The following is a 25,763-nucleotide window of genomic DNA, read 5'->3' as shown; positions in this document are numbered from 1 at the left end:
TCACAACAGAGACAGCGCGGCCGGCGCGGAGCGCACACACTCGCCTCACAACGAGGAGAGCACCATGCCAAAGAGCATAGAGAGAACGCTGGGACATTCCGCAACGCTGCTGATTCTGGCCTGCGCGACGATCGGCACGCAGAACGCCGCGGCGCAGGCCGTCGACGAGGCGCCGACGGCACAGAGCCCGGCCGGCCCGCAGGCCGAGCAGAGCGATACGGCCTCGCCGGACCCGACGCCGGACGAGACGCCCGCATCACCCGAAGCGCCGTCTGCAGAAGCTGGCGCGGCGGCCACACCGGCGGTTGCCGACCGGCTCGACACGATTCCGGTACCGAGCGCGAGCGCGCCGGCGCCGGTGCCCCCTCCGGACTCGGCGCCGGCCGGCGACCAGATCGCCGAAGTCGTGGTGACAGCAACCAAGCGCAAGAAGTCGCTGCGCGACATTCCGGCATCGATCACCGAGTTCGACGGCAGCAAGCTCGAAGAACAGGGCAAGCAGAATCTCACCGATTACCTGCAGCAGGCGCCGGGCGTGACGCTGACCTCGATCGCACCGAGCTTTCCGCGCATCTCGATGCGCGGCATCAGCACCGATACCAGCGGCCTGTCGCCGCTGCCTTCGCCGACCGGCATCTTCATCGGCGACGTGGCGTTCAGCGATCCGTACATTTCCAACGTCCAGCCCGACCTCGCCGCCTTCGATCTGGCGAGCGTCGACGTCCTCAAGGGGCCACAAGGCACGCTGTTCGGCGGCGCGGCACTGGCTGGCGCCATTCGCTACGTGCTCAACGATCCCGTCATGGGTGAATGGCAGGCGCGTGCGTTCACGCAGTACGAACGCCCCCAGGGTGGCAGCTCGGCCCTGAGCAGCGGCGTCATGGCCAACCTGCCGCTGTACAGCGACCGTCTCGCGCTGCGCGTCGGCTATGTGCGACGCAACTACCCGGGCGTGCTCGATCTGACCGATCCGACGCCGGAGAAGAATGTCGATCACGGCGGCGGCAACCAGTACCGCGCGATCCTCGCCTGGCAGCCGATCGATGCCCTGGAGTTCAAGCTGACGCATCTGAGCCAGACCTACAGCGCGCCGAACGCCTCCCCCGTCTCCGACAATCCGGATCGCCGCGAAAACAGCCACCAGGTGCTGCCGGCGCCGGTCGACAACAAGTTCCAGCTCGACAGCCTGCAGATCAACTGGGACATCAGCGACAGCGTTCGCGCGGTATCGCTGAGCTCGTACACGACCAAGGACGCCACGGTCCTGGCCGATGCCACGGCAGCGCTGATCGGTCAGCCGCCGCCCGGCTATCCGGCCGCACTCGGGGCATTCGAAACCTTCGACGACAACTCCAGGGCCTTCGCACAGGAGTTGCGTCTGCAATCGAACGGTGGCGGTCCGCTCGACTGGCTGGTCGGCGCCTACTTCTACGACTACTCGGTGAACTTCGACCTGCTGGCCGACACCATCGCGCACCAGACGCTGCTCGGCCACGACAGCGTGCTCGACACGCTGCTGTCCGGGCTCAGCCTCGATGCCAGCACCCTCTACGACAAGACCTCGCTGCTGTACGCGGAGAGCAAGCCGAAGGCGCAGGAGCGCGCGCTGTTCTTCGACATCAGCGACACGTTCTGGGATCACCTCGAACTGGAGGCCGGTGCGCGCGTCTATTCGACGCAGGTCAAGGGCGGTTTCTACGGCACCGGCGTGCTGGCGCTTGCCGAGAACGGCGGCCAGGACATCCACTACGAGAACAATGCGATCAAGGAGAACGGCGTCAGCCCCAAGTTCACGGCGACCTGGCACTTCTCGCATGACATCTCCGTCTACACGCAGGCCGCGCGCGGCTTCCGCTTCGGCGGTCTGCAGAGCGTGCCGTCGACACCGACCAATCATGTGCCGCCGGTCTACAAGTCGGATTCGCTGTGGAACTACGAAATCGGTCTGCGCACCGCCTGGCTGGAGAATCGTCTGCACGCCGATCTCACCGTGTTCGACATCGAATACAAGGACCCGCAGCTCGGCCAGACCACGACCGGCCTGCCGTTCAACTACACCGACAACGTCGGCGGTGCACGCAGCAAGGGTCTCGAGGCGAACATGCTGTGGCTGACGCCGATCCACGGCCTGACACTGGCGCTGGACGGGGCGCTGACCGATTCGCGGACCACCAAGCCGTTCACGGCGTCGAACGGCGATGAGGTATCGCCGGGCACGCAGATGCCGGGCGCAGCGAAGTCGCAGTACTCGGCGGAAGCCAGCTACTTCGTGCCGGTCGGCGTATTCGACCTGGGAACCCGCGTCAACTACGTCTATATCGGCAAGGGCTACAGCGATATCGTGCACAGCGTCGCCATCAACGACTACGGTACGCTCAACGCCGGCATCACCTTCGGCACCAGCGCGTGGGCCCTGCAACCTATGCTGGCGCTCAACGTCTCCAACATCCTCGACAGGACTGCGGTGGTCGCCGGCGGCACGGGCACTTCCATCATCCAGACTTCGGCTACCTCGTACCAGCTCAACATGCCGCGCACGTATTCCGCGCGCCTGAGTCTTTCATTCTGAGGTCGACGCGATGCCGATGCTGACAAACGACGGGGTGCGGCTGCACTGGGAGGCGCGCGGCGCCGGCAGCCCCCTGCTGCTGATCATGGGGCACCGCTACAGCGCGCGGATGTGGTATCCGGCGCTGGACGCGCTCGCCGCCTCGCATCGCGTCATCAGCTTCGACAATCGCGGCACCGGCGACAGCGGCTACAGCCTGCGTGTGACGATCCCGCAGATGGCGCGCGATGCGCTGGCGGTCATGGATGCGGCCGGTGTCGAATCCGCGCATGTGTACGGCGTGTCGATGGGCGGCGGCATCGCCCAGGAACTCGCCGTGCAGCAGCCGACGCGCGTGCGCTCGCTGATCCTCGGCTGCACCGCGTTGTGGTCGTTCGAAAAACTGCGGATGCCGAAGTCGGTGCAGTTGCTCTATTACCTGCCGCCGCCGTTGCTGCGCGCGGTGATGGCGCAGCGCCGCGGTGGCGACCTGGTTTACGGCCGCGCCGCCCGGCCTGCGGCGATCGAACGCGATCAGCGGATGATCGATGCCGACCCGCACGCCATGCTCGGTCTGGCGGCACAGGCCGGCGCGATGATCAGGCATGTCGCCGACCGCGAACGGATCGCGGGCCTGACGATGCCGGCCCTGGTCCTGCACGGCGACGAGGACCCGGTGGTGGCACACGAACACGGCGTCGAACTCGCCACGACCTTGCCGAACGCCCGCCTGGTCACCCTCGAGGGCGCGGGCCACAACTACTACGTCGCGGCGGCGGAAACCGCCAACCGCGAGGTGCTCGCGTTTCTCGAGCGCGCCGATGCCTGACGCGGCGGCCGCGCCTCTCAATCGACCTTCGTGGCCGCGGCGTAGGCATCGTCGAACTGCTTGGTGAATTCGGTCGGCCACTCGGCCGTGCGCGTCCAGGTCTGCGCCTCGTGCTTCTGGTCTTCGGTCTGCAGGGCGTCCGGCGTGAGGCTCCTGATCGTCGTCACGCTGGTCTTGCCGACCTGGTCCGGCAAGGTCGGCGAACTGATGATCCGGATCGAAAGCTCCGACTTCTGCAGCGACCAGGCGCAGCGGTCGAATGCCCATTTGGTCATGCCCATGCCGGACACCTTGAGCGCCTGCGAACAGCTGCCGTCCTTCTCCAGGGTCGTGTACATCACGGCCGAATACACCAGCTTCCTGGCTGCAATCGTCCAGGTCCCGGCCACGTCGGACGCACCGAACGCGCGCGCCGGTGCAGGGATCGTGAGACCGGCCGCCGTCGCCAGCACCAGTGCCGCCATCGCTTGCTTGTTGTTCATGGCGCGATCCTAACAGCGAACCGACCGCCGACAATCAAATCCGTGACACCCGCCCGGCGGAATCGTCGACGACACGCGGTACAGTCCGCACCGCTGCAGGCCTAGACCGTGAGATGTGCGCGGATCAGCTCGTCGCTGAGCGCGGCGATCTCGCCGCCGGCCACCATGCGCCCCTTGTCGATGATGCGGAATTCGCTGGCGACGCGTCGCGCGAACGGCAATTTCTGTTCGACGAGCAGCACCGTCAGGCCATGTTCCTGATTCAGCCTCAGGATCAGATCACCGATCTCGTGGACGATGTTCGGCTGGATGCCTTCGCAGGGCTCGTCGAGGATCAGCAGCTGCGGATCGAGGACCAGCGCGCGACCGATCGCCAGTTGCTGTTGCTGGCCGCCGGACAGATCACCGCCGCGGCGACGCGACATCTGCTTGAGCACCGGGAAGATCGCGTAGATGCGGTCGATGACATCGGCGAATCTGGCCTTGTCGGCGCGTGCGTAGATGCCGATGCGCAGGTTCTCCTCGACCGACAGCTGCGAGAAGATCTCGCGGCCCTGCGGCACGTAGCCGATGCGCAGGCCGGCGCGCGCTTCGGCCGGCACCTTGCCGAGGTCGCGCCCGTCGTAGCGGATCTCGCCGCTGCGCGTCGCGACCAGACCCATCACCGCGCGCAGCAGCGTGGTCTTGCCCATGCCGTTGCGACCCATCAGGCAGGTGCGCGAGCCGGCCTTGACCGCGAGATCGACGTCCCACAGCGTGTGGCTGCCGCCGTAGAACTGGTTCAGGCCGCGAACGTCGAGCAGCGCGGCGGGGCTCATGTCATTCACCGAGATACACCTCGACGACCTTGGGGTCGTTCTGCACCTGATCGATCGGGCCTTCGGCGAGCACACTGCCCTCGTGCAGAACGGTGACGGTGCGCGCGATCGAACGCACGAAATCCATGTCGTGTTCGACGACGACGACCGAGCGTTGCCCGGCGAGCGAGACCAACAGCTCGGCGGTCTTCTCGGTTTCCTGCGGCGTCATGCCGGCGACCGGTTCGTCGACCAGCAGCAGTTGCGGGTCCTGCATCAGCAGCATGCCGATTTCCAGCCACTGCTTCTGGCCGTGCGAGAGCGAGCCGGCCAGCTGCGAGCGCAGATCCTTGAGGCCGATCGTCTCCAGCACCGAGTCGATGCGCGCCAGCTGCTCGGCACTGAGCTTCGCGAACAGGATTTTCCAGACCGACTTGTCGCCGGCCATCGCCAGTTCGAGATTCTCGAACACGGTGTGGCTGCCGAACACGGTCGGCTTCTGGAACTTGCGGCCAATGCCGGCGGCAGCGATCTCAGGCTCCTTCATCGCCAGCAGATCGATGGTCTGACCGAACCAGGCCGAGCCTTCGTCCGGCCGCGTCTTGCCGGTGATGACGTCCATCATCGTCGTCTTGCCGGCGCCGTTCGGACCGATGATGCAACGCAGCTCACCGGCTTCGATGTACAGGTTCAGCGCGTTGAGCGCGCGGAAGCCGTCGAAGCTGACGGTGATCCCCTCCAGGTACAGGATGATGTTGTGCGACAGATCCGGCCGCGGCGGATTCGAGCGATGGCCGCGGCCGAGCGCGCGGTCGACGATGCTGCTGCCCCTCATGATTTCTTGCTCCGCAGCTGGCGCAGCAGGCCGACGATGCCCTGCGGCAACAGCAGCGTGACGCCGACGAACAGAGCGCCGAGCGCGTACAGCCAGACTTCCGGCAGGGCCGCCGTCAGATAGGTCTTGGCGTAGTTGACGAGCACCGCGCCCAGCGCCGCGCCGTACAGCGTGCCGCGCCCGCCGACCGCGACCCAGACCACGACTTCGATCGAATTGATCGGCGCGAATTCGCCCGGATTGATGATGCCGATCTGCGGCACGTACAGCGCGCCGGCGATGCCGGACAGGATCGCCGAGAACACCCACAGCCAGAGCTTGTACGACTCGACCTTGTAGCCGATGAAGCGCGCGCGGCTCTCGGCATCGCGTACCGCTTCGATGACCCGGCCGAAACGCGAATTGACGATGTAGCGGCAGGCCAGATAGCCGAGCGCCAGCGCCAGCACTGTGATCAGGAACAGGCCGACATGCGTCGAGCCTTTTTGCAGATCGAAGCCGAGCAGCTCCTTGAAGTCGGTCAGCCCGTTGTTGCCGCCGAAGCCCATTTCATTGCGGAAGAAAGCGAGCAGCAGCGCATAGGTCAGGGCCTGCGTGATGATCGACAGATAGACGCCGGTGACGCGCGAACGAAATGCCAGCCAGCCGAACGCGTAGGCCAGCAGCGCCGGCGCCAGCACCACCATCAGCATCGCGACCGGAAACAGATTCATGCCATGCCAGAACCACGGCAGTTCCTTCCAGTTCAGGAACACCATGAAGTCCGGCAGGATCGGGTCGCCATAGACACCACGCGTGCCGATCTGCCGCATCAGATACATGCCCATCGCGTAGCCGCCGAGCGCGAAGAACGCGGTATGGCCGAGGCTGAGGATGCCGCAGTAACCCCATACCAGATCGACCGCGATCGCCAGCAGCGCGTAGCACAGGTATTTGCCGAGCAGCGTCACCGCATAGGTCGGCAGATGCAGCGCCGACCCCGCCGGCACGACCAGATTCAGCAAGGGCACGACAAGCGCGGCGATCAGCAGCGCGCCGAGAAACAGGCGACTGCCGCTGTCGTTGAGCATGAGGCGACTGATGAAAGACTTATTCATGAGCGTGCGGCTCTCGGCCGAAAGGACGGTTCCAGACGCAAGCGCCCACCTCCCCTGACCCCTCCCCCCGCGAGCGGGCGGAGGGGAATCGGGACGGTGGCTTGCGGCCAGTGGTGGTCATTTGCAAAACCGTGCGTCTGAACGGCGCTCCGCTCACGGGGACGGGCACGACGATCGATCGGATTCCACTCATAGGGGTCGGCATCACCATCGAACCGATTCCACCCATCAAGGTCGGAGTCACCATCGAACTGACTCCACCCATCGGGGTCGGTGTCACCATCGAGCGGGGTCCACCCATCGGGGTCGGCATCACCATCGAACCGATTTCACCCATCAAGGTCGGTGTCACCATCGAACTGATTCCACCCATCGGGATCGGCGTCACCATCGAACCGATTCCACCCATCAAGGTCGGTGTCACCATCGAACTGATTCCACCCATCGGGGTCGGCATCACCATCGAACCGATTCCAGCCATCGGGGTTGCTCTCACCATCGAGCCCTCTCTGCCCCTCGGGGCGGAGAGGGTTGGGTGAGGTGGGGGCACGGCGTGAACCGTCTGCTCGGGGATCGCACTCATTGCCCTAGCCCTCCGCCGCCCGGCCCTTCTGCGGGAACAGGCCCCGGGGGCGACGCTGAATGAAGAGGATCAGGAAGACGAGTACGAAGATCTTCGCCATCACCGCGCCGGCCCAGGGTTCCAGCAGCTTGCTCGCGACGCCGAGCGACATGCCGCTGATCAGCGTGCCCCAGAGATTGCCGACGCCCCCGAACACGACCACCATGAACGAATCGATGATGTACGACTGACCGAGGTTGGGACCGACATTGGTGAGCTGCGACAGCGCGACACCGGCGATGCCGGCGATGCCGGAGCCCAGACCGAAGGTCGCGGCGTCGACCCACTGGCTGCGCACGCCCATCGCGCGCGCCATCGCACGATTCATCGACACGGCGCGAACCTTGAGGCCGAGCGAGGTGCGCTTGAGCACCAGCTGCAGGACGGCGAACACGATCAGCGCGAAGACGACGATGTACAGGCGATTCCAGGTCAGCGCGAACAGATCGTTGAGCTGCCAGACGCCACTCATGAATTCCGGCGTGGCAACCGAGCGGTTCAGCGGCGAGAAGATCGAACGCACCAGCTGCTGCAGGACCAGCGACAGGCCGAATGTGGCGAGCAGCGTTTCCAGCGGCCGACCGTAGAGAAAGCGCACGACGCCGCGTTCGATCGCCACGCCCATCAGTCCGGAGACGACGAACGCGGCGGGAATCGACAGCAGCAGCGACAGTGCCAGATGATTCGGCATCAGCAGTTGCATGACGTAGGCGGTGTACGCGCCGAGCATCATCAGCTCGCCATGCGCCATGTTGATCACGCCCATCACGCCGAAGGTGATGGCCAGGCCGATCGCCGACAGCACCAGCACGGAGCCCAGCGACAACCCGAAGAACAGGGTCTGCAGACCGTCGTAGATCTCGCGCCAGAACTCGATGTGCTTGACCGCCTTGCTCGCGGCCGCGCGCACGCGGGGATCGCCGTCGCCGGCGTCGGCCAGGGGCTTCAGGCGGTTGTAGACATCGTCGTCGAGTTCGCCGTAGAGCGAATTCGCCGCGCTCAGCTGCGTGGCAACGTCGCTGCTTTCGAGATCGCCGAGCGCGAGGCCGACATCGATCTTGGCGAGCACCCTGGCATTGTCTTCATGTGCGCGCCGTGCGCGCAGCGCGGCGATCGTCGACTCGTCGAGATCGCGCAGCATTTCCTTGACCGCCCGCTGGCGTACGCCGGCGTCCGGATCATTGAGCTTGAGTTGCGCGATCAGACCCTTGAGTCCTTTGCGCAAACCGTTGTTGGTGCCGATCCGGTCGAGCTGATCGGCGGCGACCGGCGCATGCGCATCGCCACTGACGGCGTCGCTGACCGGAAGTTCGCTGGCATCGTCCGGCGCGTCGCCGACGATGTAGACCTGCTTGTTGCCGTCCGCGTACAGCTTGCCGTCGAGCAGCGCCTGCAGGACGATCCGCGCCCGCGGATTGCCGGACTCGACGATCTCTCCGGCGATGTGGTCCTTGTCGGCGTAACCGGCGTCGACCAGGCTGTCGACCAGCGTCGCGAAATCGGCCGGTGCGGCGGCAGGCGCCCCGCCGGTTGCGGCCGGCGTCTCGTCGGCAGCCGTGTCCTGCGCCCACGCCGGAACGTTGACCGTGACCAGCAAAACGGTGGCGAGCAGCACCACCCAGCGCCGCCATCCCCGTCCGCCAAGGAAGACCCCGGGCGTGGTCGCGCCCGGGGTCAAGACTGCCACTTGGAGCAAGTCGGTCATTCCCGATTTCAGAAGTTCTGACCCGAGCACTTCTTGGTCTTCGTGTTGTAGTTGCCGCACTTGAGCGTCACCCAGTCCGATTCCAGATCCTTGCTGCCCGGCAGGAAGTCGGACCAGGCGTCGCCCGGCACTTCCTTCTTGGTCTGCCAGACCACGTCGAACTGGCCGTCATCGCGAATCTCGCCGATGTACACCGGCTTGGTGATGTGGTGGTTCGGCAGGACCTTGGCGACGCCGCCGGTCAGATTCGGCGTTTCCAGACCCGGCAGGGTCGCGATGACCTTGGTGGTATCGGTGGTGCCGGCCTTCTCGACCGCCTTCACCCAGAGGTTGAAGCCGATGTAGGTGGCTTCCATCGGGTCATTGGTCGTGCGCTTCGGGTTCTTGGTGAACTCGTGCCACTGCTTGATGAAGGCGTCGTTGGCCGGCGACTTCACGCTCTCGAAGTAGTTCCAGGCCGCGAGATGGCCGACCAGCGGCTTGGTGTCCAGACCAGCGAGCTCTTCTTCGCCCACGGAGAACGCCACGACCGGAATGTCTTCGGCCGAGATCTTCTGGTTGCCGAGTTCCTTGTAGAACGGCACGTTGGCGTCGCCATTGATCGTCGAAACCACCGCGGTCTTCTTGCCGGCCGAGCCGAAGGTCTTGATCTTGGCGACCTCGCTCTGCCAGTCGGAGAAACCGAACGGCGTGTAGTTGATCATGATGTCGTCCGCGGCGACGCCCTTGGCCTTCAGATAGGCTTCGAGAATCTTGTTGGTCGTGCGCGGATAGACGTAGTCCGTGCCTTCCAGGACCCAGCGCTTCACGCCGACATCCTTCATCAGGTAATCGACGGCCGGAATGGCCTGCTGGTTCGGCGCGGCGCCGGTGTAGAAGACGTTCTTCGAAGACTCCTCGCCTTCATACTGCACCGGATAGAACAGCAGGCCGTTGTCCTTCTCGAACACCGGCAGCACGCTCTTGCGCGACACCGAGGTCCAGCAGCCGAAGACGACGGCGACCTTGTCCTTCTCGAGCAGCTCGGTGGCCTTTTCGGCGAACAGCGGCCAGTTCGAGGCCGGATCGACGACCACCGGCTCCAGTTTCTTGCCGAGCACGCCGCCCTTCTTGTTCTGCTCGTCGATCATCATCAGGACGGTGTCCTTCAGCGTGGTCTCGGAGATCGCCATGGTGCCGGACAGCGAGTGCAGCACGCCGACCTTGATGGTGTCGTCGGCGGCGAAAGCCTGCAGGCTCGAAGCCAGCAGCATCGGCGCGGCGATGGCGGCAGCCATCGTGCGGATCAGGTTTCTGCGTTGCATGAATTACTCCCGTATTCGGTGTGTGGGGTGGCTCAGATCTGCACTTGCAGACCGAGCCCGACCTGGGTGTAGTCGCCCGGCGCGTGCGTGTAGTTGACGTCCATGAAGAACAGGCTCAGGCGCGCGTTGAAGCTCTTGATGACGTAGTTGATGTCGCCTTCGGTGGTGCTGCGCTTCACGTCCGGACCCGGCACGTCGTAGCTGTTCGAGGCATATTTGCCGAGCAGCTGGATCTGGCCGATGCCGATCTTCTGCGGGAACAGGTAGGCCGCGAGACCGAAGCCGCCGTCGCTGGACTTCTGGCCGGCATAGCCATAGCCGGAGAACGGCGCGTCGTAATGGGCATATTCGCCTTCGAGGCTGACCACGCCACCACCGCCGATCTTCTTTTCCATCAGGCCGTCGGCAGTGAGCGCGGTGTCGCCGTTGGCGTGCTGTGCGGCAACGCCGAGCGCCAGGATGTCCTTGTCGCCGTAGTAGGTGCCGTTGAGGTAGTAGCCCGGTTCGGCATCCCAGAAGTCGTACTGGATGCGCCCGGCGGTGACGATGTGGTTGCTGTCGGCCGACGAGGCGTCGGTGGCCGGCACGTCGAAGCCGCCGACCGAAACCTTCAGCTTGCCGAAGTCGCCCCAGTACGCGACGCCGTTGTCGCGGCCGGCGGCATAGAACGGAAAGCCGTCTTCGATGCCTTCGGTCGCGAAGCCCCATTCATTCGAATAGTACGGACCGTTGAGGTTGGCGCGGTCGCTCGGTGGCAGGAAGCGGCCGGCCCAGATGTTCATCGTCGGCGAGAACTCGAAGCGTGCGATCGCGTCGATCACGGTCAGCTTGCTGTCGCCGCCGTCGTAGTCGGTGTCGAAGCTGAACTTGAGGAACGGCAGTGCCGCGCCGCTGATGTAGATGCGCGCGCTGTCCAGCGAAAAGTCGTTGGCCTTCGGCGAGCTGCCGTCGATGTCGGTGTGCGTGAAGCTGGTGCGCAGACCGGCACCGACCGATATCGGCGGCAAGGTCACATCACCCGCAAACGCCGGCGCAGCGATCGTTGCTGCCATCAGTGCCGGCGTGCAGGCCAGCGCCATCATGCGACGCCGATTGCGCGCCGCAGGTCCCGTATTCATGTCCGTCTCCCGTTTGCCCATTGCGTAGTCCCGTCTCGAATGCCGATGCCTGTGACCGGAGTGGTCGTGCGTGTCGGCGAATCGAAGTTAGGCGGCGGCGGCGATGCGAGGTATGGGGTATTTGACGTAGGCCCGCGGCCGCCCGCTTCCGGTCCTGCCGGTTGCCGACTGCGCCATGGGGTATTTGACGTATGTGCGCGATTGCGGCCGCCGCCGAAGATCGCGACGATGTCCGCATCAACGACGATTTCGACATGACTGCGAGCCCGCCGCCGCTGCACCTGGCCCGCGAGGAGATGCACGGCACGCGCCGCCAGCGTGTCGATGGCGCGCTGCGCCTGGCGTATCGCCGCGATGCGCAGGGCAGCACGCGCCTGTCCAACCTCTATCAACGCGCACCTTGCCGTGCGCTGTTTCCGGACACCGATGCGCCGGAACCGACGCAGGCCGTGCTGCTGACCACCAGCGGCGGCCTGACCGGTGGCGATCGCCTGCGCATCGAAGCCGAGGTCGGCGCCGGTGCGCAGCTGACCTTGACCACGCAGGCGGCCGAGAAGATCTATCGCGCGCTGGCGGACGAAGCCGATACCGTCATCGACGTGCGGCTGCGGGTCGGCACACTGGCCTGGGCCGAATGGCTGGCGCAGGAAACCATCCTGTTCGATCGCGCCCGGCTGCGGCGCCGGCTGACCATCGACATCGCCGCCGACGCGCACCTGCTGGCGACGGAAAGCGTCGTGTTCGGCCGGCGCGCGATGAACGAGCACTGCGAACACGGCCTGTTGCGCGATGTCTGGCGCATTCGCCGCGACGGCCGTCTGGCCTGGGCGGACGCCCAGCACCTGCGCGGCGAGCTGCGCCCGCTGTTGTCCGCCCGCTTCGGTTTCGGCGGCGCCGCCGCCGGCGCGACCCTGGTCTGCGTCGGCCCGCGCGCCGCGTCGCAGCTGACGATGGCGCGCCGCTTGCTCGCCGAACACCAGGTCGAGGCGGCCGCGACGGTCATCGACGGCATCCTGATCGTGCGCCTGCTGGCCGCCGACGCGCTGAGCCTGCGCGCGGCGACGGTCGCCATTACCGCCACACTGCGCGCAGCCGTCGGCGACCTGCCGGCGCGCCTGCCGCGGGTCTGGCATTGTTGAACGAGGACTCCGCCGTGAATCTGACGCCCCGTGAAAAAGACAAGCTGCTGGTCGCGATGGCCGCGATCGTCGCGCGCCGTCGCCTCGAGCGCGGCGTCAAACTCAATCATCCGGAGGCCATTGCGCTGATCACCGATGCCGTCGTCGAAGGTGCGCGCGACGGCCGCACGGTCGCCGAGCTGATGCAGGCCGGCGCACAGGTGATCGGCCGCGCACAGGTCATGGACGGCGTCGCCGAGATGATTCACGAAATCCAGGTCGAAGCGACCTTCCCCGACGGCACCAAGCTCGTCACTGTCCACCAACCCATCAGGTAAGGCCGATGATCCCCGGCGAAATCCTCACGCAAGACGGCGATATCACTCTCAACGCGGGGCGTCGCGCGCTGCGCCTGCGCGTCGCCAACAGCGGCGACCGTCCGATCCAGGTCGGCAGCCACTATCACTTCTCGGAAACCAATCCGGCGCTGATCTTCGATCGCGACGCCGCGCGCGGCATGCGCCTCGACATCGCCGCCGGCACCGCCATGCGCTTCGAGCCCGGCCAGACCCGCGAGGTGCAGCTGGTGCCCTACGCCGGCAACCGCATCGTGGTCGGCTTCCGCGGCGCGACCATGGGTGCACTGGACGAGGAGGAATAAATGCCGACCACGATCAGTCGCCGCGCCTATGCCGGCATGTATGGCCCCACCACCGGCGACCGCATCCGCCTCGCCGATACCGAGCTGTTCATCCGCATCGACGAAGACCGCACGATCTACGGCGAGGAAGTGAAATTCGGCGGCGGCAAGGTGATCCGCGACGGCATGGGCCAGTCGCAGGTCAGCCGCGCCGAAGGCGCCGTCGACACCGTGATCACCAACGCGGTGATCCTCGATCACTGGGGCATCATCAAGGCCGACATCGGCCTGCGCGACGGCCGTATCGTCAAGATCGGCAAGGCCGGCAATCCGGATGTGCAGCCCGGCGTCGACATCGTCGTCGGCCCCGGCACCGAAGTGATTGCGGCGGAAGGCAAGATCGTCACCGCCGGCGGCATCGATGCCCACATCCACTTCATCTGCCCGCAGCAGATCGACGAGGCGCTGTGCGCCGGCATCACAACCATGCTCGGCGGCGGCACGGGGCCGGCCCACGGCACGCTGGCAACGACCTGCACGCCCGGCGCCTTTCACCTGGCGCGCATGCTGCAAGCCGCGGAAAGCCTGCCGATGAATCTCGGCTTCTTCGGCAAGGGCAACGCCAGCCGGCCGGCGGCGCTGGAGGAAATGGTGCTGGCCGGTGCCTGCGGTCTGAAGCTGCACGAGGACTGGGGCACGACACCGGCCGCGATCGACTGCTGCATGAGCGTCTGCGATGCACTCGACGTGCAGGCAACACTGCACACCGACACGCTCAATGAATCCGGTTTCGTCGAATCGACGATCGCGGCATTCAAGGGCCGCACCATTCACGCCTTCCACACCGAAGGAGCCGGCGGCGGCCATGCGCCCGACATCATCCGCGTCGCCGGTCTGCCCAACGTGCTGCCGTCGAGCACCAACCCGACACGGCCGTATACCGTCAACACGCTCGACGAACATCTCGACATGCTGATGGTCTGCCATCACCTCGATCCGAAGATCGCCGAGGACGTGGCCTTTGCCGAGAGCCGCATCCGCAAGGAGACGATCGCCGCCGAGGACATCCTCCACGATCTCGGCGCGTTCTCGATGATGAGCAGCGACAGCCAGGCGATGGGCCGCGTCGGCGAAACCGTGATCCGCTGCTGGCAGACCGCGCACAAGATGAAAGTCCAGCGCGGCAGTCTCGGCAGCGACGGCAACGGCGCCGACAATTTCCGTGCGCGCCGCTACATCGCCAAGTACACGATCAATCCGGCGATCGCGCACGGCATCAGCGAACACGTCGGCTCGGTCGAAGTCGGCAAGCTCGCCGATCTGGTGCTGTGGTCGCCGGCGTTCTTCGGCGTCAAGCCGGACATGGTGCTGAAATCCGGCAGCATCGCGGTCGCGCCGATGGGCGATCCGAACGCCAGCATCCCGACGCCGCAGCCGGTGCACTACCGGCCGATGTTCGGTCAGCTCGGCCGCGCCGGCATCGACTCGTCGCTGCTGTTCGTCAGCCAGGCGTTCATCGACGTCGGCGGCGCGAGTCGCGTCGGCCTCAGCCGCCCGCTCGCCGCCGTGCGCAACACACGCAGCGGCATCGGCAAGCGCAGCATGGTGCTGAACGACACGATGCCGCATATCGAGGTCGATCCGGAGACGTATGACGTGCGGGCGGATGGCGAGTTGTTGATTTGCGAGCCGGCGGATGTGTTGCCGATGGCACAGCGGTATTTTCTGTTTTGAGTACCTGGCTGATGACGAACGGCTGTCACTTGATTGGCCCTTCTGTTTCGCGCTGCGGCGCGACCTACTTCTCTTTGCTTGTGCAAAGAGAAGTAGGCAAGAGAAAGCATACCCCTGAGAGCCGCACCGCTCGCTGTGCGAGCGGAGCCTGCGCTGCTCCCGTGCTCGGGGTCGTCACCGACGCGGCGTCCCTGCCGCGACGGCGACTCGGCGTGCCGTCCTGGCACGCCGCCCCCTGCGCGCGCTGCGCTGCTCGGTGCGGCCCTGAGGGGACCCCGAAAGTCAAAAGCAGACGCAACAGCGGGCGGCCGTTCCCGCTTTTGACGTCCGGGCCCCTTTGCGAAGCGCCGAGAAGCACAGACGCGCCGGGGCTGTCCGTCGCTGACTGTTTGAGCGCTGCGCAGCGGCGCGAGTTTCAGCGGCGGCCGGCGTGGCAAGCATCGCAGGGTATCGGTGCGCAGCACCGACGCGAAAGCCAGGGTGTCGTTTCTTTTGGTTCCTTTTCTTTGGACAAGCAAAGAAAAGGAACTCGCCCGACAGGGCGAAACCAAAGGCCAGATATCAAGCTGCGATCCGCATCTCATACCAAAGCGGATCGCCGCTTTCGCGGCCATGTCGACGCCGCCACCGGGCTGGTCGCACGATGAACCACGCCCACGCCATCCTCCCCGCCGGCACCTGGCCCCTCGCCAGCGCCGCCGATCGCATCGCCCTCGACTACGACGCACGCCATCGTCGCCGCTTCCGCTACACCGCCGACGCCGGCACCGAGTTCCTGCTTGACCTGCCGCGCGCCGCGGTAATTCATGATGGCGACGGTCTGCGGCTCGACGACGGACGCATCGTGCTGGTCGTCGCCGCGCCGGAAGCATTGATCGAAGTGACGGCGACCAGTCCCGCAGCGCTCGTGCGGCTGGCCTGGCACATCGGCAATCGCCATTTGCCGGCGCAACTCTCCGACGATCGCATCCTGATACGCGAGGACCACGTCATCGTCGCGATGCTGCACGGTCTGGGCGCGACCACGCGTGCGGTGTCGGCCGCCTTCACGCCGGAATCCGGGGCCTATGCCGGCGCGCACGCGCATGGCGGTTCGGGCGATCCGTCATTCGTCTTCGTCGCACATCACGGCCACTGACATGAGTGACGGCACCACGCTCTACCAGCTGCTGGCCTGGACCTCGCCGGGTTATCCGACCGGCGCGTTCAGCTACAGCCATGGTCTGGAGTGGGCTGTCGAATGCGGCGACGTGCGCGATGTCGACGATCTGGTCGAGTACATCGACACCGTGCTGCGGCACGGTGGCGGCTGGATCGACGCGGTGCTGTTCGCACATGCATGGCGCAGCGCCGATGACGATGACGCGTTCGATGAAATCGCCGAACTTGCCGCAGCGATGCGCGGCACCGCCGAGACCGCACTGGAAAGCCGCCAGCAGGGGCAGGCTTTTCTGCAAGTGACACGCCGTGCCTGGCCGCACGCAAGGCTCGATGCGTTCGCCGAACGCCGGCGCGGGCAGCCCCTGTCGCATGCGGCGGTGATGGCGCTGGCCTGCGCCGCGCATGGCATCGCCCTCGCCCCGGCGTTGCACGCTTACCTGCACGCGTTCGCCGCCAATCTGGTGTCGGCCGGCGTGCGCCTGGTGCCGCTGGGCCAGACCGACGGCCAGATCGCCACGGCGCAGCTGGCCGCGGTGGTCGCCGACGTCGCCGCGCGCGCACCGAACTGCGAGCTCGACGAGCTCGGCAGCGCGGCACCGCGTCTCGATCTTTTTTCGATGCAACACGAAACCCAGTACACGAGGTTGTTCCGCTCATGAACCTTCCACTTCAGAACAAACCGCGTCGCGGCCATGGGCCGCTGCGCGTCGGCATCGGCGGCCCGGTCGGCTCCGGCAAGACCTCGCTGACCGAGCGCCTGTGCAAGCTGCTGCGCGATCAGTACGACATCGCCGCGATCACCAACGACATCTACACCAAGGAAGATGCCGAGATCCTGACGCGCACCGGCGCGCTGGTGCCGGACCGCATCATGGGCGTCGAGACCGGTGGCTGCCCGCACACGGCGATCCGCGAGGATGCCAGCATCAATCTCGCCGCGATCGACGACATGGTCGCGCGCTTCCCGACGCTGGAAGTGATCTTCATCGAAAGCGGCGGCGACAATCTCGCCGCGACCTTCTCGCCCGAGCTGGCCGACATCACGATCTACGTGATCGACGTGTCGGCCGGCGACAAGATTCCGCGCAAGGGCGGCCCCGGCATCACCCGCTCCGATCTGCTGGTGATCAACAAGATCGATCTGGCACCGCTGGTCGGCGCCTCGCTGGAGGTGATGGATCGCGACGCGAAGAAAATGCGCGGCGAACGGCCCTTCCTGTTCAGCAATCTCAAGGAAAATTTCGGCCTGCACAAGATCGCAGGCTTCATCGTCGAAACCGGCGGTCTCGAAAGCCGCCCGCTGCCGGAGAGCATCTGATGCGTCGCCTGACTTCCCTCGCCGCCCTGATCCTGTTGACGACCGCCCTGCCCGCGCTCGCGCATCCCGGCCACGACGGCGCGAGCGCCGGTTTCGTCGCCGGCTTCCTGCATCCTCTGCTGGGTCTCGACCATCTGCTGGCGATGACCGTGGTCGGCGTCTGGGCCGCCCAGCTCGGCGGGCGTGCGACTTGGCTGGTGCCTTGCAGCTTCGTCGCGCTGATGGCGATCGGTGGCCTCGCCGCGACACAGGGCTACGTGCCGCCGCATGTCGAAGCCGGCATCGCCGCGTCGCTGCTGGTACTGGGTCTGCTGGTCGCGCTGCGCCGTCGCCTGCCGATGCCGGCGGCGATGGGGTTGGTCGCGTTGTTCGCGCTGTTCCATGGCGCGGCGCATGGTCAGGAATTGCCGAGTCTGGCCAATCCGGGGCTGTACGCAATCGGCTTCGTGACCACCACGGCTTCGCTGCATGTCGCCGGCATTGCATTGGGCCGTGTATCACAGCGCGGTGCCGGGACGCTCGCCCGCGTCGCTGGCGCACTGACCGCGGCGGCCGGGCTCGCCTTTGCATTCGCGTGATGCCCGGAACCGTGGTGCGGGGATGAGCGGCGATGTCGGCTGACGCGCCGCTCAGGCTCGATGCGCTGCCACCAAGCGCCGGCCCGCGCGCGGCGGCGGTGCGCGGCCGCCACCAGCGCATCGTTCGCGAACGCCGCCAGTACAACAAATGGGCAGCGACGCAGACGCTGGAGGACTACGCGCTGCGCTATACCGCCGACAAGGCACGGCGCTGGTCGAGCTTCCGCATCGCCAACACCGCGCTCGGCGCGATCTCGTTTCTGGCGTGCGAGGCGATCGGCGGCGGCCTGACCTTGCAGTACGGTTTCGCCAACGCGGTGCCGGCGATCATCGCCGTCTGCGTGCTGATGTTCTTCATTGGCTTGCCGATCGCGCACTACGCGGCCAAGTACGGGCTCGACATCGATCTGCTGACGCGCGGCGCCGGCTTCGGCTACATGGGTTCGACGATCACCTCGCTGATCTACGCCTCGTTCACCTTCCTGCTGTTCTCGATCGAAGCCAGCATCATGTCGGCGGCGCTGCAGATGGTGCTCGGCATCCCGCTGTGGATCGCGCACCTGATCAGCGCGCTGGTGGTGATCCCGATCGCGATCTACGGCATCACGCTGATCAACCGCATGCAGATCGCGACGCAGCCGATCTGGCTGCTGCTGCAGCTCGCACCGATCGCCTACATCATCTGGCAGACGCTGTTCGGCGGTCACACCGAGCTGCATGACTGGCGACACTTCGCCGGTGCGCACGGCCACGCCGACGGCTCGATGGATGTGCTGCTGTTCGCGCTCGCCGCCTCGACGCTATTGTCGCTGCTGCCACAGATCGGCGAACAGGCGGACTATCTGCGCTTTCTGCCCGACCGTCGCCGCAGCAGCCGTTTCGCCTGGTGGGGCGCGCTGATCAGCAGCGGTCCGGGCTGGGTGTTCATGGGTGGACTCAAGCTGGTGGCCGGTTCGTTCTTGGCCTACTTCGCGCTGCGTCACGGCGTACCGGCTACCGACGCGACGCAGCCGATGCAGATGTTCTTCGTCGCGTTTCGCGAGATGTTCGGCTCACCGGGCTTCGCGCTGGCGATCACCGGCATCTTCATCGTCACCTGCCAGCTGAAGATCAACGTCACCAATGCCTACGCCGGTTCGATCGCCTGGTCGAATTTCTTTTCGCGCCTGACACACGCGCACCCCGGCCGCGTGGTCTGGCTGGTGTTCAACGTGCTGCTCGCGCTGCTGCTGATGGAACTCGGCATCTTCCAGGTGATCGAGGCGGTGCTGGTGCTGTATGCCAATTTCGCCGTGAGCTGGATCGGCGCGCTGACGGCGGATCTGGTCATCAACAAACCACTCGGCCTGTCGCCGTCGTACATCGAATTCAAACGCGCGCATCTGTACGACATCAATCCGGTCGGCGTCGGCGCGATGGCCTTGTCGATCGCCACCTCGACCGCCGCGTTCATCGGTCTGTTCGGCGCGCTGCCGCAAGCGCTGTCGCCGTTCATCGGTCTGGTCACCGCGTTCGCCGCCGCGCCGCTGCTGGCCTGGGCGACGCGCGGCCGCTGGTATCTGGCGCGTGAGGCGACCGGGTTGCCGGCGAACGAAGCGGAAATCCGCTGCGTGATCTGCGAGAACGTGTTCGAGCGCGCCGACATGGCGATGTGCCCGGCCTACGATGGTCCGATCTGCTCGCTGTGCTGCACGCTGGAAGCGCGCTGTCACGACGTCTGCAAGGACGACAGCCGCTTCGGTCAGCAGATCACCGCGCTGCTGGCGCGCATCGCGCCGCGCAGGCTTGCCAGCTACGTCAATACCAGCATCGGCCATTTCATCGGCATCCTGCTGGTGTTCACGATCGTCATCGGCGCGCTGCTGTCATTGATTTATCTGCAGTACAGCGCGCTGGCGCCGGCGTCGCGCACGGTCATCGGCACGACGCTGTGGATCGTGTTCTTCAGCCTGTTCATGCTGTCCGGCGTCGCCGCGTGGCTGATGGCGCTGGCGCACGAAAGCCGCAACAACGCCCAGCAGGAAACCGTGCGCCAGACGGCGATGCTGATGGACGAAATCGACGCGCATGAACGCACCGACGCGGCGCTGCAGAAAGCCAAGGAAATCGCCGAGTCGGCAAACGAGGCCAAGAGCCGTTACGTGATCGGCATCAGCCACGAAATCCGCTCGCCGCTCAATTCGATCTTCGGTTACGCACAGCTGCTCGAGCGCGACAGCGCCACGCCACCGCAGAACGCGGTGCGCATCATTCGCCGCAGCGCCGAGCATCTGTCGAACCTCGTCGACGGCCTGCTCGACATTTCCAAGATCGAGAGCGGTCTGCTGCGCCTGTCGCGCGACCGCATTCGTCTTGCGGATTTTCTCGAGCAGATCGTCGACATGTTCCGCCCACAGGCGGTCGCCAAGGGCGTCGACTTCCACTATCACCGGCCGGCGCGACTGCCGCTGTTCGTGCACAGCGACCAGAAGCGGCTGCGCCAGCTGCTGATCAATCTGCTGTCGAACGCCATCAAGTTCACCGACCACGGCGAGGTCAGCTTCAGCCTGCGCTATCGCAGCCAGGTCGCCGAGTTCGAGATTGCCGACACCGGCATGGGCATACGCGAAGAAGATCTCGACGACATCTTCAAACCTTTCGAGCGCGGCGGCATGCCCGCTGCGCGTGCGGCGCCCGGCGCCGGTCTGGGCCTGGCGATCACCAAGGTGCTGGTACAGATCATGGGTGGCGAGATCACGGTACGCAGCACGCCGGGCAGCGGCAGCGTGTTCACGGTGCGCCTGCTGCTCTCGGAAGCGCAGCAGACGCTCGACGATGCCGCCCGGCGCCGTCGCGTGACCGGCTATGCCGGCCGCCGTCGCCGCCTGCTGCTGGTCGACGACGATCCCACGCATCTGGATCTGCTGCTGCATCCGCTGCGCCGGCTCGGCTTCGAGGTCTACACCGCGCGCGAAGGCGAAGGTGCACTGCAACTCGCTGCGCAATGCCAACCGGATCTGATCACGCTCGATATCGCGATGCCGGGCATCGACGGCTGGGAAGTCGCGCGCCGGCTGCGCGCCGCAGACACGCCGGCAAGAATCATGATGGTGTCGGCCAATGCGCACGACTATCGCAGCGGCGGCGACGGCGATGCACCGCACGACGCCTTCCTGATGAAGCCCTGGGACTTCGACTTCCTGATCGAACGCCTCGGTGAACTGCTGCGTGTCGAATGGCTGTACGCCGAAGAACCGGGGGCGGCCGACGACGTACCGTCGCCGGTGGCCGCCATGCCGCAGGGCTTTGCGCGCTACCGTGACGAGCTGCGCCAGCTCGGCCGCATCGGGCACGTACGAGCGATCGAAGCGCGGCTGCGGGAACTGGCGCAAACCGATCCCGCGCACTCCGCCTTCATTTCGCGGCTGCAGCGTCTGGTCGCGAACTTCGATCTCAAGGCCTACATGAATCTGCTCGACGACGTCCCGCCGGAGGCCGGCTCGTGAATTCCGCTCCGAATCGCCGCCGCGACACCCTGCTGGTGGTGGACGACACCCCGGACAGTCTCAGTTTTCTCACGGATACGCTGGACAGTGCCGGCGTCACGGTGCTGGTCGCGACCGACGGCGAGAGCGCGCTGGCGCTGGTCGACGAGATCACGCCGGACCTGATCCTGATGGACGCGCTGATGCCGGGCATCGACGGCTTCGAAACCTGCCGACGCCTGAAAAACGAAAAGAAGCTTGCGCACGTGCCGGTGATCTTCATGACCGGCCTGTCGGAAACCGAACACGTGCTGCGCGGCCTCGAAGCCGGCGGCGTCGACTACGTGACCAAGCCCATCGTCGTCGAGGAGCTGCTGGCGCGCATTCGCGTGCACCTCGCCAATGCGCGTACCGCCCAGGCTTCACGCGTGGCGCTCGACGCCACCGGCCGCTTCCTGCTGTCGACCGACCACGCCGGCAATCTGCTGTGGTGCACGCCGCGCGCCGAACAGCTGCTGCGCAATGCATTTTCCGCGGGGGAAGGCACGACGCCGCAGATTCCGGAGGCACTGGCGGCGCAGCTCGCACGCCACTGCCGCGAAGGTGGCGCGACCGTGATCGACGCCGATCAGCGCCGTCTCGAATTCGCCTTCGTCAGCGCCACCGGTGCCGACGAATTCCTGTTTCGCCTCACCGAGACCAGCACCGACAGCGAAGGCGCACTGCGCCAGCAGGCCGAGGCACTGCAGCAGACGATGTCGCTGACCGCGCGCGAAGCCGAGGTCCTGCTGTGGGTCAGCCGCGGAAAGTCCAATCGCGACATGAGCGAAATCCTCGGCATCAGCCATCGCACCGTGAACAAGCATCTCGAACAGGTCTTCGAGAAGCTCGGTGTCGAGAACCGCGCGGCGGCGGCGGCCAAGGCCGTGCGCGTGCTCAGCGGCTAGCGCCGCTCACGATCGAACAGGACCGGCAGAACGTTCTGGTACCCGAGGCCGGGCTTGAACCGGCATGACCGTGAGGTCGAGGGATTTTAAGTCCCTTGCGTCTACCAATTTCGCCACTCGGGCCGAATGGAAATGGAGGCTAGGGTCGGAATTGAACCGGCGTACGCGGATTTGCAGTCCGCTGCATGACCACTCTGCCACCTAGCCTTCGGAAGTCGGACAGCCGCGGGATTGTAACAGCGGCTCAGACTAAAAAACCCCGTGGTCTGCACCGCCGGGGCTTGTTCGATTTGGAGCGGGAAACGAGGCTCGAACTCGCGACCTCAACCTTGGCAAGGTTGCGCTCTACCAACTGAGCTATTCCCGCATCGAGGACGCGTATTCTAGTGGTCGGCAGCGCTAAGTCAAGCATTTCATTAGGTCATTTTTTAGACATGCGCACAGCGGCGATCACTCGCCCGACTCGCGCATCATCGGCCACGCCGCGCGCAGATAGTTGACCATGCTCCAGATGGTCAGCGCGGCGGCGACGAACAGCAGCCAGTAACCCATCGAATACCACGGCAGGCCGAAGGTGGGAATCTTCCAGATCATCATGCCGATCGCGGTCATCTGGAAACCGGTCTTCCATTTGCCGACCCAGCTGACGGCAACGCTGGTGCGCTGTCCGAGTTCGGCCATCCATTCGCGCAGCGCGGAGATCGTGATCTCGCGGCCGATGATGATCGCGACCAAGACGCCGAGCAGATCGGCAGGTGTGTTCTGCACGTAGGCGTCGCGCAACAGCATCACCAGACAGACCGCGACCAGCAGTTTGTCGGCCACCGGGTCGAGAAACGCGCCGAAGCGCGTGGTCTGGCCCCAGCGTCGCGCGAGATAGCCGTCGAGCCAGTCGGTGACCGCCGCCGCGGCATACAGGACGGTGGCGATCTGGCGCGCGTGCGCCCAGGGCACATAGAACAGGCCGAGCACGACCGGAATGACGGCCACACGCAGCATGGTCAGTATCAGCGGCAGATTCAGGCGCAATCCATGGCTTCCTTTTCGTCGCCAGGGGCGATCGTGGCGCTGATAGTAGCGATCAGTGGAAGTGAGCGTAAACCCGCTCGGCCAAAGTGCGCGACAGGCCTTCGACCCGCGCCAGTTCGTCGACATTGGCGCGCTTGATCTGCGCAAGTCCGCCGAACGCCTTGAGCAGCGCTCGCCGGCGCGCCGGACCGAGACCTTCGACCGCTTCCAGCCCGGAACTCAGGCGCGCCTTGTCGCGCCGGCCGCGATGACCGGTGATCGCGAAGCGATGGGCCTCGTCGCGGATACGCTGGATCAGATGCAGGGCCGGCGAGTCCGGCGGCAGGCTCAGCGGCAGTTCGCGTTCGGCGACGATCAACTCTTCCAGGCCCGGCCTGCGCGTCGGTCCCTTGGCGATGCCGACGACACGCAGCTCGCTGATCTCCAGTTCTTCCAGCGCTTCCAAAGCCGAATTGAGCTGGCCGAGGCCGCCATCGATGAACAATACGTCCGGCATCTGCACCTCGCCGCTCTTCACGCGCGCGAAGCGCCGCGCGACGGCCTGCCTGATCGCCGCGTAGTCGTCGCCGGGCGTGATGCCCTCGATGTTGAATTTTCGGTATGCGCTCTTCAACGGCCCGGCCTCGTTGAACACCACGCAGGACGCGACCGCCTTCTCGCCGCCGGTATGCGAAATGTCGAAGCATTCGAGCCGGCGCGGCACGGCATCGAGATCGAGCGCGCGCTGCAGTTCGAGCAGGCGTTCATCCATGCTCGCCGCTTCGACCAGACGCGTGGACAGCGCCTGCGTGGCGCTGTTCATCGCCATGTCGAGCAGACGCCGCTTGGTGCCGCGCTGCGGCAGCGCGATGCCGACCTTGCGTCCGGCGCGCTGGCCCAGTGCCTGCTCCAGCAGCTCGCGCTCGTCGACCGCGTGGCTGACGAGGATTTCCGGTGGTGCCGGCTGTTCGAGATAGTGCTGGCTGATGAAGCTGTCCAGCAACTCCTCGGCCGAAGCGTGCGCCGGATGCCGGGGAAAATGGCTGCGATGGCCGAGATTGACGCCATCGCGCACGCTCATCACGACCACGCAGCTGCTCGACGGATGCAGCGCAACGACGATCAGATCGAGATCGTCGGCGCCGCCGCTGATGACCCGGCTTTCGCGCACGCGCTTGAGTGCGGCGATCTGATCGCGGACGCGTGCCGCGAGTTCGAAATCGAGCTTGTCGGCCGCGGCCTGCATGGCAACGCCGAGCTCGTCGGCGAGTTCATCGGCCTTGCCTTCCAGGAGGCGCGCGGCATTGTGCAGCTCCTTCGCGTAGTCGTCCTCGCCGATCAGATTCACGCATGGCGCCGAGCAGCGCTTGATCTGGTGCTGCAGGCAAGGTCGGTCGCGATGCGCGAAGAAACTGTCGCGGCAAGGCCGCAGCTGAAACAGCTTCTGCAAGGTGCTGAGCGTCTCTCGAACCGCGATTGCCGACGGGAATGGCCCGAAATAGCGATCGCTGCCGGTCTTGGCGCCACGGTAGTAACTGATGCGCGGATAGCGATGCGCGGAAAAGCGCACATACGGATAGCTCTTGTCGTCGCGGTACATGACGTTGTACCGCGGCCCGAACTCCTTGATCAGGTTCGCTTCCAACAGCAGCGCCTCGTCCTCGGTACGCGTCACCGTGACCTCGACGCGACCGATCTGCGAGACCATGGACTCGATGCGCGGATTGCCGCTCGCGCGCAGGAAGTAGGTGCTGACGCGCTTCTTCAGATTGCGCGCCTTGCCGACGTACAACAGCTCGTCCGCCGCACCGTACATGCGGTAGACGCCGGGCTGCGTGGTCAGCTGCTGGAGGAAACTGCGGTGGTCGAAACGCTCGGACATCGTCGGATCAGGTATGCAACCCGATCATGCTAGCGGACGGGCGACTCGATCACGAGTCGGCCGTCCGCCGCAACTGCACGGGAAAGCATCAGACCAGCCCGCAGTACTCAGGGCTGCAGCGCCAGCACATTGATCCAGCCCGTGACGCTTGCATTCTTGACGAAGTACCAGTCGCCTGACTTGTTGTGTATGGCAGCGGACGCCACGGTCACGGCGGTCCCCGCTGGCAGACTCGCGATGATTTGCGCGTGGTCGGTCGGCGATGCGCGGACCACGCCGTCGTGGATCAGCGTCGTCGCCTCGGTGGAGCCCAGCATCGAGCCGGTTGGCGCGGCACGCGGCGCCTGCGGCATGACCGGATTCGACGTGGGCGCCGTCGTCTCCGGTGCCACGATCCGATCCCTTGTTTGTACCACTGGCGTCGCGAGCGCCGCTGTCGGCGTGTCCGGTGCTGGTGCTGGTGCTGGTGCTGGTGCTGGTGCTGGTGCTGGTGCTGGTGCTGGTGCTGGTGCTGGTGCTGGTGCTGGTGCTGGTGCTGGTGCTGGTGCTGGTGCTGGTGCTGGTGCTGGTGCTGGT

23 protein-coding genes and 3 tRNA genes are annotated in these 25,763 nt (G+C 65.7%); 13 read left to right on the top strand and 13 right to left on the bottom strand.

All coding sequences use genetic code 11. The annotated features are described in order from the left end of the window. Positions 1-64: 64 nt before the first annotated feature. Positions 65-2,569 (top strand): TonB-dependent receptor, encoded by a 2,505-nt coding sequence (locus G7Y85_RS00135; RefSeq protein ID WP_166250591.1) that lies wholly within the window; start codon positions 65-67, stop codon positions 2,567-2,569. A 10-nt stretch (positions 2,570-2,579) separates the two neighbouring features. Beyond that, the gene (locus G7Y85_RS00130; RefSeq protein ID WP_166250590.1) at positions 2,580-3,377 is read left to right on the top strand and encodes an alpha/beta fold hydrolase; all 798 of its coding nucleotides are present in this window, start codon (positions 2,580-2,582) and stop codon (positions 3,375-3,377) included. Between the two features lie 17 nt (positions 3,378-3,394). On the opposite strand, the gene G7Y85_RS00125 is transcribed toward G7Y85_RS00130, so the two are convergent. The 4 genes from G7Y85_RS00125 to urtC all read right to left on the bottom strand — a co-directional run bounded on the left by G7Y85_RS00125 (position 3,395) and on the right by urtC (position 6,588). Then, positions 3,395-3,859, bottom strand: a complete 465-nt coding sequence (locus tag G7Y85_RS00125; protein WP_166250589.1) for a hypothetical protein — start codon at positions 3,857-3,859, stop codon at positions 3,395-3,397. Positions 3,860-3,960: 101 nt separating this feature from the next. Beyond that, positions 3,961-4,677, bottom strand: coding sequence for an urea ABC transporter ATP-binding subunit UrtE (urtE, locus tag G7Y85_RS00120; RefSeq protein WP_241695905.1), 717 nt, complete (start codon positions 4,675-4,677; stop codon positions 3,961-3,963). Between the two features lies 1 nt (position 4,678). Then, entirely contained in the window at positions 4,679-5,491 is an 813-nt protein-coding gene (urtD, locus tag G7Y85_RS00115; protein WP_166250588.1) for an urea ABC transporter ATP-binding protein UrtD, read from the bottom strand. Next, a complete protein-coding gene (gene urtC / locus G7Y85_RS00110; RefSeq protein WP_166250587.1) occupies positions 5,488-6,588 on the bottom strand; it encodes an urea ABC transporter permease subunit UrtC in 1,101 nt (366 codons plus the stop codon). Before urtC ends, urtD begins: the two co-directional genes overlap by 4 nt. Before the next feature lie 131 nt (positions 6,589-6,719). On the opposite strand from urtC, the gene G7Y85_RS00105 reads away from it, so the two are divergent. Beyond that, positions 6,720-7,127 carry a hypothetical protein gene (locus G7Y85_RS00105; RefSeq protein WP_166250586.1) on the top strand — a complete coding sequence of 136 codons (408 nt, stop codon included), beginning with the start codon at positions 6,720-6,722 and terminating at the stop codon, positions 7,125-7,127. A 48-nt stretch (positions 7,128-7,175) separates the two neighbouring features. Here G7Y85_RS00105 and urtB read toward each other — a convergent pair whose 3' ends face one another. The 3 genes from urtB to G7Y85_RS00090 are packed head-to-tail and all read right to left on the bottom strand — an operon-like array spanning position 7,176 to position 11,337. After that, positions 7,176-8,897 carry an urea ABC transporter permease subunit UrtB gene (gene urtB, locus G7Y85_RS00100; RefSeq protein WP_366514892.1) on the bottom strand — a complete coding sequence of 574 codons (1,722 nt, stop codon included), beginning with the start codon at positions 8,895-8,897 and terminating at the stop codon, positions 7,176-7,178. Between the two features lie 26 nt (positions 8,898-8,923). Next, positions 8,924-10,192 carry an urea ABC transporter substrate-binding protein gene (gene urtA / locus G7Y85_RS00095; protein ID WP_436286630.1) on the bottom strand — a complete coding sequence of 423 codons (1,269 nt, stop codon included), beginning with the start codon at positions 10,190-10,192 and terminating at the stop codon, positions 8,924-8,926. A gap of 59 nt (positions 10,193-10,251) precedes the next feature. Further along, positions 10,252-11,337 (bottom strand): hypothetical protein, encoded by a 1,086-nt coding sequence (locus G7Y85_RS00090; RefSeq protein WP_166250583.1) that lies wholly within the window; start codon positions 11,335-11,337, stop codon positions 10,252-10,254. 254 nt (positions 11,338-11,591) lie between these two features. Between G7Y85_RS00090 and G7Y85_RS00085 the strand changes: the two genes are divergently transcribed. The 10 genes from G7Y85_RS00085 (at position 11,592) to G7Y85_RS00040 (ending at position 22,297) form a co-directional block, all read left to right on the top strand. Then, positions 11,592-12,476 carry an urease accessory protein UreD gene (locus G7Y85_RS00085; protein WP_241695904.1) on the top strand — a complete coding sequence of 295 codons (885 nt, stop codon included), beginning with the start codon at positions 11,592-11,594 and terminating at the stop codon, positions 12,474-12,476. A gap of 14 nt (positions 12,477-12,490) precedes the next feature. Continuing rightward, positions 12,491-12,793 carry an urease subunit gamma gene (locus G7Y85_RS00080; RefSeq protein WP_166250582.1) on the top strand — a complete coding sequence of 101 codons (303 nt, stop codon included), beginning with the start codon at positions 12,491-12,493 and terminating at the stop codon, positions 12,791-12,793. 5 nt (positions 12,794-12,798) lie between these two features. Continuing rightward, the gene (locus G7Y85_RS00075; protein ID WP_166250581.1) at positions 12,799-13,116 is read left to right on the top strand and encodes an urease subunit beta; all 318 of its coding nucleotides are present in this window, start codon (positions 12,799-12,801) and stop codon (positions 13,114-13,116) included. Further along, entirely contained in the window at positions 13,117-14,829 is a 1,713-nt protein-coding gene (gene ureC, locus G7Y85_RS00070; protein WP_166250580.1) for an urease subunit alpha, read from the top strand. Between the two features lie 643 nt (positions 14,830-15,472). Beyond that, positions 15,473-15,967, top strand: a complete 495-nt coding sequence (locus G7Y85_RS00065) for an urease accessory protein UreE (protein ID WP_166250579.1) — start codon at positions 15,473-15,475, stop codon at positions 15,965-15,967. Position 15,968: 1 nt separating this feature from the next. Then, positions 15,969-16,649 (top strand): urease accessory protein UreF, encoded by a 681-nt coding sequence (locus tag G7Y85_RS00060; RefSeq protein WP_166250578.1) that lies wholly within the window; start codon positions 15,969-15,971, stop codon positions 16,647-16,649. After that, positions 16,646-17,308, top strand: coding sequence for an urease accessory protein UreG (gene ureG / locus G7Y85_RS00055; RefSeq protein ID WP_166250577.1), 663 nt, complete (start codon positions 16,646-16,648; stop codon positions 17,306-17,308). The genes G7Y85_RS00060 and ureG overlap by 4 nt, the downstream gene beginning before the upstream one ends. Then, complete coding sequence (locus G7Y85_RS00050) at positions 17,308-17,886, top strand: HupE/UreJ family protein (protein WP_166250576.1); 579 nt, start codon at positions 17,308-17,310, stop codon at positions 17,884-17,886. The genes ureG and G7Y85_RS00050 overlap by 1 nt, the downstream gene beginning before the upstream one ends. Before the next feature lie 98 nt (positions 17,887-17,984). After that, positions 17,985-21,371, top strand: a complete 3,387-nt coding sequence (locus tag G7Y85_RS00045) for an ATP-binding protein (protein WP_166251734.1) — start codon at positions 17,985-17,987, stop codon at positions 21,369-21,371. Next, on the top strand, positions 21,368-22,297 hold the full coding sequence (locus G7Y85_RS00040) for a response regulator (protein WP_166250575.1): 930 nt from the start codon (positions 21,368-21,370) through the stop codon (positions 22,295-22,297). Before G7Y85_RS00045 ends, G7Y85_RS00040 begins: the two co-directional genes overlap by 4 nt. Before the next feature lie 36 nt (positions 22,298-22,333). On the opposite strand, the gene G7Y85_RS00035 is transcribed toward G7Y85_RS00040, so the two are convergent. The 6 genes from G7Y85_RS00035 to G7Y85_RS00010 form a co-directional block, all read right to left on the bottom strand. Next, positions 22,334-22,420 (bottom strand) — tRNA-Leu (locus tag G7Y85_RS00035). A 10-nt stretch (positions 22,421-22,430) separates the two neighbouring features. After that, positions 22,431-22,504, bottom strand: a tRNA-Cys gene (locus tag G7Y85_RS00030). A gap of 84 nt (positions 22,505-22,588) precedes the next feature. Beyond that, positions 22,589-22,664, bottom strand: a tRNA-Gly gene (locus G7Y85_RS00025). An 83-nt stretch (positions 22,665-22,747) separates the two neighbouring features. Then, the gene (gene pgsA, locus G7Y85_RS00020; protein WP_166250574.1) at positions 22,748-23,326 is read right to left on the bottom strand and encodes a CDP-diacylglycerol--glycerol-3-phosphate 3-phosphatidyltransferase; all 579 of its coding nucleotides are present in this window, start codon (positions 23,324-23,326) and stop codon (positions 22,748-22,750) included. Positions 23,327-23,378: 52 nt separating this feature from the next. Next, entirely contained in the window at positions 23,379-25,187 is a 1,809-nt protein-coding gene (gene uvrC, locus G7Y85_RS00015) for an excinuclease ABC subunit UvrC (protein WP_166250573.1), read from the bottom strand. A gap of 107 nt (positions 25,188-25,294) precedes the next feature. Next, a complete protein-coding gene (locus G7Y85_RS00010; protein ID WP_166250571.1) occupies positions 25,295-25,540 on the bottom strand; it encodes an SH3 domain-containing protein in 246 nt (81 codons plus the stop codon). Between the last annotated feature and the right edge of the window lie 223 nt (positions 25,541-25,763).

Source organism: Solimonas terrae, assembly GCF_011067135.1.
In the GTDB taxonomy this organism is placed as follows: Bacteria; Pseudomonadota; Gammaproteobacteria; order Nevskiales; family Nevskiaceae; genus Solimonas; species Solimonas terrae.
The sequence above is the reverse complement of the archived record's forward strand: the minus strand, read 5'-3'. Positions and strand labels throughout refer to the sequence as shown.

Bases quoted from the DNA above. Each gene is read 5' to 3' on its own strand.
- G7Y85_RS00135 (WP_166250591.1), top strand. From the start codon at position 65: ATGCCAAAGAGCATAGAGAGAACGCTGGGACATTCCGCAACGCTGCTG.
- G7Y85_RS00130 (WP_166250590.1), top strand. From the start codon at position 2,580: ATGCCGATGCTGACAAACGACGGGGTGCGGCTGCACTGGGAGGCGCGC.
- G7Y85_RS00125 (WP_166250589.1), bottom strand. From the start codon at position 3,859: ATGAACAACAAGCAAGCGATGGCGGCACTGGTGCTGGCGACGGCGGCC.
- urtE (WP_241695905.1), bottom strand. From the start codon at position 4,677: ATGAGCCCCGCCGCGCTGCTCGACGTTCGCGGCCTGAACCAGTTCTAC.
- urtD (WP_166250588.1), bottom strand. From the start codon at position 5,491: ATGAGGGGCAGCAGCATCGTCGACCGCGCGCTCGGCCGCGGCCATCGC.
- urtC (WP_166250587.1), bottom strand. From the start codon at position 6,588: ATGAATAAGTCTTTCATCAGTCGCCTCATGCTCAACGACAGCGGCAGT.
- urtA (WP_436286630.1), bottom strand. From the start codon at position 10,192: ATGGCTGCCGCCATCGCCGCGCCGATGCTGCTGGCTTCGAGCCTGCAG.
- G7Y85_RS00090 (WP_166250583.1), bottom strand. From the start codon at position 11,337: ATGAATACGGGACCTGCGGCGCGCAATCGGCGTCGCATGATGGCGCTG.
- G7Y85_RS00085 (WP_241695904.1), top strand. From the start codon at position 11,592: ATGACTGCGAGCCCGCCGCCGCTGCACCTGGCCCGCGAGGAGATGCAC.
- G7Y85_RS00075 (WP_166250581.1), top strand. From the start codon at position 12,799: ATGATCCCCGGCGAAATCCTCACGCAAGACGGCGATATCACTCTCAAC.
- ureC (WP_166250580.1), top strand. From the start codon at position 13,117: ATGCCGACCACGATCAGTCGCCGCGCCTATGCCGGCATGTATGGCCCC.
- G7Y85_RS00065 (WP_166250579.1), top strand. From the start codon at position 15,473: ATGAACCACGCCCACGCCATCCTCCCCGCCGGCACCTGGCCCCTCGCC.
- G7Y85_RS00060 (WP_166250578.1), top strand. From the start codon at position 15,969: ATGAGTGACGGCACCACGCTCTACCAGCTGCTGGCCTGGACCTCGCCG.
- ureG (WP_166250577.1), top strand. From the start codon at position 16,646: ATGAACCTTCCACTTCAGAACAAACCGCGTCGCGGCCATGGGCCGCTG.
- G7Y85_RS00050 (WP_166250576.1), top strand. From the start codon at position 17,308: ATGCGTCGCCTGACTTCCCTCGCCGCCCTGATCCTGTTGACGACCGCC.
- uvrC (WP_166250573.1), bottom strand. From the start codon at position 25,187: ATGTCCGAGCGTTTCGACCACCGCAGTTTCCTCCAGCAGCTGACCACG.
- G7Y85_RS00010 (WP_166250571.1), bottom strand. From the start codon at position 25,540: ATGCCGCAGGCGCCGCGTGCCGCGCCAACCGGCTCGATGCTGGGCTCC.